Annotated in this window: 6 protein-coding genes; 3 read left to right on the plus strand and 3 right to left on the minus strand. The window is 61.2% G+C overall.

The features are described from left to right. Positions 1 to 5 precede the first annotated feature (5 nt). Positions 6 to 1799 (minus strand): hypothetical protein, encoded by a 1794-nt coding sequence (locus QXF46_04370; protein MEM0226088.1) that lies wholly within the window; start codon positions 1797 to 1799, stop codon positions 6 to 8. Between the two features lie 5 nt (positions 1800 to 1804). Beyond that, positions 1805 to 3277, minus strand: coding sequence for a radical SAM protein (locus tag QXF46_04375; GenBank protein ID MEM0226089.1), 1473 nt, complete (start codon positions 3275 to 3277; stop codon positions 1805 to 1807). An 85-nt stretch (positions 3278 to 3362) separates the two neighbouring features. On the opposite strand from QXF46_04375, the gene QXF46_04380 reads away from it, so the two are divergent. Then, positions 3363 to 5423: a DUF6785 family protein gene (locus QXF46_04380; protein ID MEM0226090.1), complete on the plus strand. Its 2061-nt coding sequence runs from the start codon at positions 3363 to 3365 to the stop codon at positions 5421 to 5423. Positions 5424 to 5484: 61 nt separating this feature from the next. Here the strand turns inward: QXF46_04380 and QXF46_04385 are convergent, their stop codons facing one another. Then, positions 5485 to 5973 (minus strand): hypothetical protein, encoded by a 489-nt coding sequence (locus QXF46_04385; protein MEM0226091.1) that lies wholly within the window; start codon positions 5971 to 5973, stop codon positions 5485 to 5487. A gap of 50 nt (positions 5974 to 6023) precedes the next feature. Here QXF46_04385 and QXF46_04390 point away from each other — a divergent pair, with 50 nt between their 5' ends. Together QXF46_04390 and QXF46_04395 are read left to right on the plus strand one after the other, a co-directional pair. Further along, the gene (locus tag QXF46_04390; protein MEM0226092.1) at positions 6024 to 7937 is read left to right on the plus strand and encodes a hypothetical protein; all 1914 of its coding nucleotides are present in this window, start codon (positions 6024 to 6026) and stop codon (positions 7935 to 7937) included. Next, entirely contained in the window at positions 7820 to 12397 is a 4578-nt protein-coding gene (locus QXF46_04395; protein ID MEM0226093.1) for an FtsX-like permease family protein, read from the plus strand. Before QXF46_04390 ends, QXF46_04395 begins: the two co-directional genes overlap by 118 nt. Positions 12398 to 12409 lie beyond the last annotated feature (12 nt).

Here is a 12409-nt window from a genome sequence, read left to right on the forward strand (position 1 = left end):
ATAAGTCACTTTTCATCAGGATTTCCCCTCCTTTTCCTGGCACGCGCTACCAGCACGGCAGCCGCTATGAGAAGTAGCCCGACGGTGATTTGGGGTAGGTAGTCCGCAAGCGATGGCGCACACGCGCGGCAGTCGGTGTGCACGTTTATCCTCTCGAGGTTTGGAGTGAAGTGCTTCTGCAGGAGCTTCTCAGCCTCCTTAGCCCCTAGTCTGCAGATCATCTCGACCTGTGTGCTCCACGTGTGGGTGTGCTGTAGCATCGTGTACTCGATGTGGATCACGTCGCTGTTCAGCGCCATGAAGAGGGAGAACGCGGCTGCGGCGCGGATGCCGGGATCCGGGCAGGCGCGTTTTACTTCTGCGTACTTCCTCCCGGCCTCGGCAATCATGCTCCACTGCGCCGCGTTCTCGGAGCGAGACGTCCAAACCCAGTCTCCTCCGGCCCAGCTGTTCGTCGGGATCCAGCTCAAAATGCGCCGGGGCTGAGCGCGCTGCAGGGCTTCTGAAAGCGTGGCTGCCTCCAGCACTGGCTCGCTCCCCGTAACGTAACCGTACAGCTTGTCGAGGAAGACGGCTTTCAAGCTGTTGCCGAAGAGCCAGTTCTCCCCGTCGGCAGCGATCACGACGACGCGGGCCTCGGGGTGCTCAAGCCTTCGGGACACTATCAGCGCCGCCACCCTCCTCGCGAGAGCGTCGGCCTCGGCGTGGTCCCGAGGGTTGATCCCGAAGCTGATGAAGTCGGAGATCTCGCTGTCCCTAAAGAAGACAGCTAGCTTGCTGCCTCCGCTTTCCAGCAGGTACGGCTCGTAGGGGGTCGCCACATCGCCTCGCGCGCTGCTTAGGTGGTAACGTGCATCTAGAACGGTGTACTGGATGCCGTGGCTGACTAGCATCGGTGTGAGCTTCATGGAGAAGAACATTTCGGGGATCCAGGCGCCCCGGGGGGTCGTATTGAAGGCGAGCTTCGTGACTGTCAACCCCCACTCGAGCTCCTCCTCGAGCGCCTCGAGCCCCCACTCGAACTTCTCCGCAACGTAGCCGGGTATGGGGTGGTTGAAGTAGCTGGTGAGAACCTCCATCCTGCCCCCAGCGGCCAGTGATCTCAAGCGTTCGAGCAGGGCTCGAACAACCGCGACTTCTCTGGAATCGGGGGGCACTTGAACCCTCCTCAATCCGTCGTAGTAGCCGAAGCGCAGAGCGTAGAGCCACTGCCAGAGGAGGCTTGGCGACCAGTTGATCGTGGCTCTCACTCGCGGGTGCTTCTCGAGCAGAGTAGCGTGGAGGCTGTAAGCCCCCTCGGGGTAGTAGGGTGCGAACTGGCTCTCGTAGACGTGGACGAAAGCCCAGGGGCCGTGGAACGTGCCGTCAGGCATGATGTTGACACCCTGATGGTTGTGCCAGACGAAGCACACGAGCAGCGGTTCGCCCCAAGCGTCGACCCTCACAACAGGGAGCGGCTCAACAACTCTCCCCAAAACCGCTGCTTCCGAGATGTTAGCCAGCACCTCCACAGCGTAAAGGCCCTCGGCCTCCGGAAGCGTTAGAGTGACGTTTACCTGGGGGGCGGCGGGCGTGGATACCCTGTATAGGGGTTCTGCGCCCCTCAGCAGCCTAACCGTGACGCTCCTCACATCCCGCATACCCTCCAGCAGCACGGTAACAGTGACCCGGGAGCCCGGTTCGCCGTACACTCTATCGATCAGCACCACTGGTTGCCGGCTCGATTCCTGCGGGCGACTGAAGGTTAGCACCGCCAGAGCGATGGGGAGGAGTAGGGCTAGCAGCCTGCTGAGGCTCACGGGCATCACCAGGGCTGCGCGGTCAAAACGAAACCCTCGTGCTCGAATGAGTACCTTCGAGCCATGTTCTCACCGAACTCCCCCTCGCCGTATGCTCGCTCAAGCTTCTTAAAGAATTTGAGCGTCAGCTCAGCGATATCCCTCCTCCTCAAGTCCGCTGTCTCGTGGACGATCCAGTCCTCCCACTTCTCGCTCCTCGCCAGCTTCTTGTAGCACTCAATTGACGCGCACAGCTTCCTCACCCCGTAGTCGCCCGGCCGGAGAGCCATCGGCGCGTGAGGGTCCATCGTGTAGGGGAAGGGGGGCACCACGTAGACGTTCCTGTACAACCTCATCAGCTTCAGCGCGTAGTCCATGTCCCTCTCCACGTCCTCCCTCGTGGTCCAAGGTAGCCCCACGAGGAAGTAGCCGTCGAGCAGCACGTCGTACCGCTGAGCCAGCGGTAGGAAGCCCTCGATGTCGGCCAGGCTGTAGGGCCTCCCCACCCCTTCTCTAGCCCGATCGTTCGTCGTCTCGATGGAGAGGCCCCAGCAGAGCCCCTCCTCGAAGGCTCTCAGGGCCTTCTTGATCAGCTCCTCCCGGGGCAGGTAGGTGAGGTCCCAGTAGGCGCCGGCATCGATGCCCCGCTTCGCGATCTCCTCCATCAGCTCTACAAAGTAGCGCTCACCCCAGATCAGGGGGTCGTGGCTCAGCTTGACCACCTTAATCCCGTACTCGCCGGCCAGGACGGCCACGTCGTCGGCCAAGCGCTTCGGGCTCCTCACGACCGGCTCCTCCCTGCCCATTGCTGCCCTGTAACCCTCCCTTCCCCCTCCGCAGTAGGCGCAGTTGAGCGGGCAGGAGCGGGCTACCGCGAGCCAGAAGGAGGGCTTCCTCGTTGGCGTGTAGCCGCTGGGGCTGCACTTGACGTACAACTGCCATCTCTCGTAGTTTTTCAAGCAGGTGAAGCTGTACCTCTCCAGGTCGTCGACCGGCTTGCGGAAGCCCGTGAAGCGGACCCGCCCACTATCCCTGTAGGCGACCCCTCTGATCCTCTCGGGCTCCAACCCCCTCGCCAGCTCGAGGAGGGTCTCCTCCCCCTCCCCCACTACCACCGCGTCGATGAAGCTGTAGCGCTCCAGGATTTCCCTCGCGAAGAAGGAGGAGGTAAACCCCCCTAGAACCACTTTGGTGTTAGGAAGCATGGCTCTCACGATCCTCGCGGTCTCGATGGCCCCGTGGGTGTGGACGAACCAGTGGAGGCTCACTGCGGCGATATCGGCGTCGTATCCCTTCAAGAGCTGGTGGACGTCAGCGTGGGGGTGGAGGATCCGTTCGAGAGCGAGGTTGACCAGTCTCACCTCCACTCCGTTGCGGGCGAGGTAGTCGGCGATCGTGAAGAGCCCCATCGGCATCATAGGGTACTCGGACTTCGGCCGCCTACTTCGAGCGAGTGGGGTGACGTCCGCGGGCGGGTGAATAAGCAGTATTCTATGCACGCAGATGCACCTTGCTCCCCGTTGCTTAGGCAATCGCTTAAAAGCATTATGGTAAAAGTTATAAAGGAAGGGAGAAAGGGAATATGTGGCAGGGCAAGCATCGACTGAGATAAGGGTTGAAGCTCAACGCGGTTTAACGCCCCGTGTCCTAATCCTGAGCCTGATAACGATCTTCGTCTTAACGCCCGTCAGCGCGATGATCTACTTCCTGACGGACAAGACCGGTCTGTACCAGTCGCTGATGATCCCCTACTTCTTCATAATACTCCTGAACTTTCTCGTTGGTAAGGTAAACCCGAGATGGAGGCTGACACCGCCGGAGCTAGCCATCCTTCTGCTACCGTTCTTCGCGATCATTGGGAAGGCCTACCTGCCGATAGGTGCGGGTTTCGAGGGTTTCGGCAGGTTCCAGATCAACACGGTGCACTTCCTGATCTACGCGACGAACAACATGCCGATGATGCCGGTCTTCCGCGAGCTGTTACCGAGTTACATCTGGCCGAAGGACCCGACCGTGATCGAGATGGCTTGGAGGGGTAAGCTGCCCGGCGAGGTTGTGAACTGGGGCGCCTGGACGGGCGCGATAATGTTCATCTGGCTATCGTCTCTGACGTGGCTCCTACTCGCGATCTTCATCGTTTTCGGCATAATCGGCTACCAGTGGGTTGAGGTTGAACGCTTGACCTTCCCCATGGCCATCCCAACCACCTACATCATCGTGCGCAGCCAGGAGAACGGCCGCACCCCGCTCTTCGACATGAAGGAGAGCGAGAGCAGGATCTTCTGGGTGGCCTTCATCGTCGGGCTGGTGATCGGTGGAGCACCGATCATGGCTGAGGTCATACCGGCGATCCCGGTGGGAGGGGCTTTCCAGTGGGGAGAGATGCCGATGGACTTCATGTTCATACCGGCTGTCTTCGGCCCGGGAGCCCACGCCCATGCCACCTTCATCATCCACCAGGCCATGCTCTTCCTACTCGTCCCCTTCGACGTCCTCTGGACGGGCTTCCTGATCTGGGTCATCTTCGGCTTAATCTACCAGCCGCTGGGCGTGAGGATGGGCTGGCTGCCCTACCAGCCAGGCGTAGAGACGTGGAGCAACTGGTGGTTCGGCTATAGGCCACCCTTCCCGTACAGCTTCTTCGCCACAGCCGGTCTAGCGACGGGTGTAGCACTCTACTCGCTTTGGGTTGCCAGGGACAGGATTAGGAGGCTGTTCTCGACGATCAGGGGCGCGGACATCATTGAGGACGGCCTTTCGCTGAGGCTGGTGGCTATGGGCCTGATCGGCTCAGCTCTCTTCTTCCTCATCTTCTGGGCGGCGGTCGGCGTGCCCTTCGTTGCCGCCATACTACTGCTACTCACATGGTTCATCTGGCAGATAGGCCACGCCAGGGTGATGGCTGAAGTCTGGTGGCACGACCCCTGCTACTGGGCCTACGTGTTCTACTGGCTCTACCCAGCGGGCGCCGGCTGGATGTGGGGCACAGAGATTCCTACGAGGAGCGCGGGCTGGCTGATGACAAACACGGCGATCACGATCCTGGGCGAGTGGACGCCCAGGCACTTCCCGATGAGCAGCGGCTTCTTCACGAACTACTACTACGTCGTTAGGAGGACCCGAACCAACCTGAAGGACGCCTTCATAATCTCCGTCATCACAGCCGTACTCTGCTCCCTCATCGCTACGATCGTTCCGCTCTGGCTGGCCAACCACATCGGCCTTTCCAAGTCGGCGCTCGTCGGCTACGCGAGCTACATAGCGGGCTACACCTCCGATAAGGGAATAACGTCGATGGGCGCCTTCACGATACCGAACGAGCACATCGCGGCTTGGACAGTGATCGGCATCCTGACGGCCCTTGCCCTCTACTTCATCAGAATGAGGTGGCCCGCCTTCATCATAAACCCGGTAGCCGCAATACCGGCCTTCTGGCTGATGGAGTTCATGTGGCTAGCCTCGCTAGTCGCTCTCGTCGTTAAGATCGTGCTCGTGAGAGCCTTAGGTGCAGCCCGCTTCGAGAGGTACGTGACCCCAATCGCAGCGGGAGTGGCGATCGGCTACGGAGCCCTAGTCATCGTCCCGATGTTCTTCCACATAGCGACTACGATTATACCGCGCTTCGCCGCGCTGTACGTACCGTAAGGATAAATAACTCTAGAAGGGAATTATTTATTTATTTATTTTTCCTTTTTTCCTTTTCCTCCTATTTCTTGTTCAGCATCTTCGATAGGGCGGTTGCTAGTCTCCATGAGAGATCGTAGCAGTTCACCAGTGGAAGGGCGATGGGTACTGTAAGGGTCTTAACGACCTGGACGCGCACTGCACCACCTCTCACGTCCACCGCGATACGCTCTGGCATAGCGCTACGCACTAGTTGCTCAAACTCCCCGGTGAGGAGGTTTTCTAGAGCCACTCTAAGATGAGCGTTCTCCTCGGCGATGAATCTGAGGCTCCACCTCTTCCTCAGGAGGCCCCTCTGCTCAATGATAACGCTACTCTCGAAGCCTGCTTCGCAGTCGGTGACGGCCGTGAAAATCCAGGCGAGCTCGGTCGATAATCTAGTGTACCGCTCTCTACTCACCCTCACTGCGACTTGCTGGCCGGGAGGTATCAGCAGGACGGAATCGCCCATCCTCTGCACGGCTTCGACGCGCGCAGGCCCGAGAAGCTTGACCAGTTGGTCTACGTTCATTAAATACTTGGTGAGACTAGGTTTAAAAAGATCAGGCCTTGAGGCTGCACGTGGGTGAGCCTCACAGCTCCCAGCTGCTTTCGGGTTTTACTTGGAGAGCCCTGCTAGTGCTGCTGTTAGGGGCCGCCATCGTCGTGCCAGCCTCGATATACCTCTCGATGCTCGCGGGCGGAACTCTCGCGGGAGCAGCCGCGTTCATCATAGCTGTGCTAGCAAGCCAGCTTGCCCTAACCTTCGGAGCACCACTAACTAAGCAGGAGCTCCTGATCATTTACGAGGCTTCCAGCGTCATCGCATCCGCTAACGCTGCCGGTATCGGCTTCTACTGGATCATCTTCAGGATGTTCTACGTGAAGAACCCGATCACCTGGGCCTACACGATCGACGGCGTCCCCATACCGCTCCGCGTCCCCAGCTGGCTCGCTCCCCCCTTGGGCTCCTCCGCCTACCTCGAGAGGACGCTCTTCCACCCCGACATACTCGCGCCAGCTCTCGTTTACATCTCCTTCACCGCTCTCTTCCTGATCGCGGAGCTAGCGATGCTGATGATCCTCTCCTTCACCTTTCTCGAGGTGGAGAGGCTCCCCTTCCCCTTCTCGAGGATCGATGCGATGCTCGTCGACACCCTCTCGGAGCGTAGGCCGGATCGGGTGAAGTTCTTCATGGCTGCGCTGACCTTCGGCGCCATCTACGGGCTCTTCGTCGTCGCCCTGCCGTACGTCGCCGGGATAGCCTTCATCCCGCTCCCCTGGCTCGACCTGACGCCGCTAACCGAGCCATACATGCCGGGAGCCCTGCTGGGAATCGCGACCGACTTGACGCCGTGGGCGGGTGGATTAGTCGTCCCCTTCGAGGCTGGCGTGGGCATCGTGCTGGGTTCGATGGCCACCTGGGGCTTCGGGAACTGGCTTGTTCGCGAGTACCTACCGGGAGTCTTCCCGGAGTGGGTCTCTGAGTACCGGCCCGGGATGGGGATAGCCTTGATATGGCAGCGCTCAATGTTCAGAGTCTGGTTCGCCCCCCAGATCGGCGTAGCGCTAGGCCTCTCACTCGTGATGATCGCCAGGTTCAGGAGGAGCATCGCGAAGGCCTTCGCCGCGCTGTCTCGGGCCATCAAGTCGCCGGCCGAGAGCAGGGGCTACCCGTCGATGATGATCCTGATCTCGATGTACCTGGCTGGTACCACGGGGTCCGCCCTGCTCCACTGGTACTTGACCGGTTTCCCGCTCTGGATCTCACTGCTCTACTCCGTTGCGCTCAGCCTCCTCATCGGGGTGGCATCGACGGCCGCCATCGGCGAGACGGGGTTCTCCATCTCCCTACCCTACCTCTGGCACACAATCGTCTACTTCTCCGACTACCGCGACTACCCGGGCTGGGTGATCATGCCGGTCCTAGCTGGTACACAGTCGCCCGGCTTAACCAACATGATGAGCGCTGCCTACTTAACCCAGACGAAGCCGATGGATCTCGTTAAGGCCATTGTAGTGGCGTTCATCGTCACGCAGGTACTCGGCGTCCTATCGCTCGACCTCTTCTGGAGGATCGCGCCAATACCCAGTAGCGCTTACCCGTTCACCCTCTTCGATTGGGCTAGGATCGCGATAGGCGACTCCCTCCTCGTCACGAGGAGCATAAGGATAGACCCTCTCGTCCTCCTAACCAGCGCGGGCGCGGGCGCCGGCGTAGTTGCCCTCCTAGAGGCGCTCAGGCTCTACGCGGGCGTGCCGATCTCGGGCCCCGGCTTCGTCGTCGGAGTAATGACGCTGACCCCCTACGCTGCATCAGTGTTTTTATCCTCTGCGCTCAGTAACCTCGTCCTCTCGAAGGTGTTCGGGAGGGAGAGGTGGATGGAGATGCGGTCGGTGGTCGCGGCCGGCATGATGGCGGGCTACGGCATCATCATAGGCTTATCGATAGCTGGCCTGTTCATCGCGAAGTCCTCCTGGCTCTGGCCGTGGTGAGAGCTGTGAACCGCGCGCGCCTCCCGCTTCTGGTCGCCCTCCTCGCATTACTCGGCGCCAGCCTACTAGCGAAGCCTGAAGCTGACTACGGGGCTTCAGTAGCTTCCCAGCTCGACTTCGCCCTCATTGAGGAGCACGCGCGCATCCTTTCAACGCTCGGGTCCAGAGTTGTCGGCTACCCCGGCTACCTCAGAGCCCTCGAGTACATAACGGGGAAGCTGAGGGAGATGGGCCTCGAACCTGAAGTGCAGACCTTCAAGGTGGTCACACCACTCGAGGAGGAGGTCTTCATTGAAGTCGGCGGTGCCCGCTACCCTCTACATCTGGTTTGGCCGAACGCGATGTTCATGGTTTCGTCGACGCCGCCCGAGGGGGTTGTAGGGCGCCTCGTCTACGTCGGCGGGGGTAGGGCTGAGGACATGAAGGGCAAGGAGATCAACGGTAGCATCGTGCTCATGGATTTCAACTCCTACGATAACTGGCTGAGGGCTGCGGATCTCGGCGCAAAGGTTGTGGTGCTGCTCGAGCCCGAGGATACGGACAGGTACGAAGCTCTCGCCAAGTTCGTCAGCGCACCCGTCAAGTTCACGAGGGTTTACGCCACCAGGGAGGTGGCCAGGGAGCTCCTGAAGCAGGAGGGTAAGGTGGCCAGGCTCGTCGTTAAAGCCAGGATGGCGGAGGTGGAGGCCTACAACATCATTGCCAGGATCAACGGTACGGCGAACCCGAGCGACGTAATCGTGATTGCGACGAACTACGATTCCTGGTCCGTCGTCCCCGCGGTCTCGACGGGCTACACCGAGGCGATGAACACGGCGTTCCTCCTGGAGCTCGCCCGAGCTCTAGCTAGTAACCCGCCCCGCTTCAGCGTGTGGATAGCATTCCTCTCAGGCTTCTACCAGGGGCTCGCGGGCCCCAGAGCCTTCGTGGAGAAGTACTTCTACTCGCCGGAGGTGCTCAGCGGGAGCCTCAGGGTCTGGCTGATGCTAGGGGTGCAGTTGAGCGACGAGTCCCCCAAGGTGTCGACGATGTTCGTCGGCCTGGGTTTAAGGTACGGGGCCGGCTCCTCCCAAGTGGCCGGGAAGTTCACCTGGATCAAGGGGAGGCTCTACGCGTACTCCCGCTCCCCGCAGCTGCTCGAGCTCGTCAGGCGGGCTCTGGGCGCGGAGGTGAAGCCCGAGGACATCTACGAGGACTACCTCGAGGCTTCGGGCTGGTGGGGTACTCAACAGGTCCCCTACATGCTGATCAGCGAGCCGGCCACCATGGCCGGTACCGCCTCGTTCACCTTCAAGACTGCCTACTACAGGGGCCTCCGGTGGGGCACCCCGCTCGACGACTCCAAGCACTTCAAGTCGAGCAACTTCAGGGCTCAAGCCCTTGTCACAGCCTACATGGTTGCCTCCCTGGCCTCCGAGGAATCGTGGGGGCTCAGCTGGGGCTCCCACTCGCCTCTACGCTTCGGCGTGAGGGTGGGAGTGATCGAGGGGTTCGTGGAGTTCCAGGGGGAGGTCGCTCAGCTAGACCCCTCCACGGGCTGGTACAGGCCCGTGCCCGGAGCCCTCGTGAGGGTGTACCCGGAGGGGCCCATGGGGACCTTCGCCTGGCCCTTCTCGGCCTACCTTACGTTCACCGACAGTGAAGGCCGATTCAGGGCGATCATAGGTCCGAGAGGGTCTACCCCAGCCTGGCTCTTCGACGCTTGGGTGGTCGACTGGGAGACCGGCGACGTAACTCACGCTTGCGATAGAGGGCCCCTTTACGGCCAGCAGGTGCTCAAATCCTCCCTGGCGCCGCTCTCCCCAGTAGAGGGCGCCGTAGTGCCGGTGTTCGAGGCACGCTCGCTGACTGTCTTCAGGGTTCTATCCCCGAGCACATTGAGGAGGCCGGTCCTGCTCGACCCCCGCCAACCCACCCAGCTCCTCCTCTCCACTAGCGTGCGGCTTGAGGTCTACGATTTCGACACTAAGGGCTACCCGTACTTCTACGGCTATTGGTATGACCCGTGGGGTTACCCGCTCGTCGTTTTCGGGGAGCCGGGCTCCAGGTTGATCGTGAGCCTCAGAGTGGGCATCGGGTGGCCTGAGCTGGTTCTAGTTAACGCGAGCCCCGGCTTGAGCGAGGGCTCCGGCTTCCTGATGAGCCGCAACGTGGTGCTCCTCGCCTCCTACCTGAGGATGGCCAGCGACATGCTCCTTCTGGCTGAAGGCAGGTACGCTAAGCTAGCGGAGAGGGGGGTGAGGAGCGTCAGCGCCGAGAGGCTCCTTACCAAGGCTAGGGATTACTTGCGGAAGGCCGCCGAGAGCCTGGAGGCGAGGGACTACCCGGCTTACGAGGCCAACGCGCTGGCCGCGCTAGCGTACGCCTCGAAAGCCTACAAGGACGAGGTGATGCCCCTCTACGACGATACCGGGAAGAGCGGTCTGGCGATGCTCGCGCTGCTGGTACCGGCTGCCTTCCTGCTAGAGAGGCTCCTGCTCCACGCCAGCGGGAGTAAGGCGAGGCTTCTGTCGCTCCTCACCACCGGCGCCGCTCTCACCGCCGTCTTCTACGTCGTTCACCCGGCCCTCTCGGTGATAACGAGCACGGCCATGAGCATGATGGGGGTCCTCCTAGTCCTCCTCTTCGCCATCGCGATTGTCGTGCTGGGCAGCGAAGCGGGCCGCGTCATCGAGGAGGAGGCTGAAAGGGCCATGGGTGTGCACAAGGTTGGGCGGGGCCACGCCGTGGTGGTGCTGCAGAGCCTGCCGGTGGCCATCGAGAACATGAGGAAGAGGCCCTTGCGGACGGCCTTAACCCTGGCCGCCCTCGTCGCGACGGTCGTGGCGGTTACATCGCTGACGTCCGTCACCTACTACACGGACGTCGTGTTCACAAGGGTTTTAGACGAGTCCCCGGCTAGCGCTCTCCTGGTCAAGAGGGGGTATGCCGTCCCCCTCTACGACGTCCTAGACGCACCCCTTCTAGCCTACCTTAGGGCCACGGCGCCGGGCTTTCGTCTATACCCGCGAGCCTGGAGTTACCCCTCCATGGGCCTGCGGCAGGGGTATTCAGCCCCGGTTTTCGGAGCAGGTCGCCTGGAAGCGGGTGCTAGGGTAGCCGCCCTGCTCGGCTTGTCCGGGGATGAGGTGGCAGAGAAGTTCTCCAGCATCATCGTTGAGGGCCTCACCTCCGAGGCCCTAAGCAACCTCTTCGATGAAGGGTTGAACGTCTGCCTGCTCCCGCGAAGCGCCGCAAGGGCCTTAGGGGTAAGCGTGGGCGACACCATCACCTTCGCAGGCTTCGATTTAGTCGTGGTGGGGATCTTCGACGACGCATCTGCTGGAGCGCTGCTCGATCTCGACGGAACTTCGCTGGCTCCGATCAGGCCTGACCACAACACGGTGATCGCCATGGAGCCCCCTGGTGCCCCGCCCAGCGTCCCCTCGAGCGCCAGCTGGAGCGAGATCATCGTAGTGCCCTTCTCCTTCGCGCTCAAGAGCGGCTACCTTGCCTCCGTCGAGCTCACCCCAACGGGGGAGGTCAGCGAGGCGGAGCTGACGGAGGTCGCCAAGGATGTTACGCTGGCTACCGAACTCAAAACCTACGTTGGGGTGAAGGGCGTTGGGGTGAGGAGCGGAGCTAGGGTCACCAGCTACCTGTTCCTGGGCTGGGAAATCATACCCATAGTGCTGACGATCGGAGCTCTCAACATGACGGTCACTCTGCTGGGCAGCCTGAAGGAGAGGGTGCGAGAAACCTACGTTTTCACCGCGGTAGGCTTGTCGCCGCTCGGTTCCGCGCTCATGTATATGACGGAGGCAGTCACGTACGCCGTCATAGCCGTTGTAGCCGGCTACGTGCTAGGCTTCGCCGCCAATAAGGCTCTCGCAGCTGCGGGCGTCCTCCCGGCCGAGTACGCTCTCAATTACGCTTCCGCATTCCTCGTCGTCGCCTTCGCTGTCCTGATCTTGGCTACGTTGGCAGCGTCGCTGTACCCCAGCCTGACGGCGGCCACGCTCATCACGCCATCTCTGGAGCGCCGGTGGAAGCCGTCGACGAGGCCGAGGGGCGACTCGTGGAGCATACCGATACCGGTGAGGTTCCCCAGCAGGGATGAGGCTCTGGGGGCGCTCTACTACGTCTACGAGTACTTCACGGGGATGGGGAAGGAGAGGCCGTACTTCATCGTTCGCGAAGCCCAACCTCCAACAACCAGTCAGCCGGCCGTGGTGATGACCGTGGCTCTCTCCCCCTACGAGCTGGGTGTGACGCAGGAGGCGCAAATCGCGCTGCTCGGCGACGATATCCGGAGGGTTTACACTATAATGCTCCAGCTGAAGAGGCTGACCGGCTCGAGGAGCGTGTGGGAGTCCAACAACTACTACTTCATCGACGAGGTGAGGAAGCAGGCGCTCATGTGGAGGGCTCTACCACCCGAAAAGAGGACTGAGTACGTGAGTAAAGCGAGAAGCTTGTAACCCCCGGCTTCT

Source organism: Thermofilaceae archaeon, assembly GCA_038731975.1.
Classification (GTDB): domain Archaea; phylum Thermoproteota; class Thermoprotei; order Thermofilales; family Thermofilaceae; genus JANXEW01.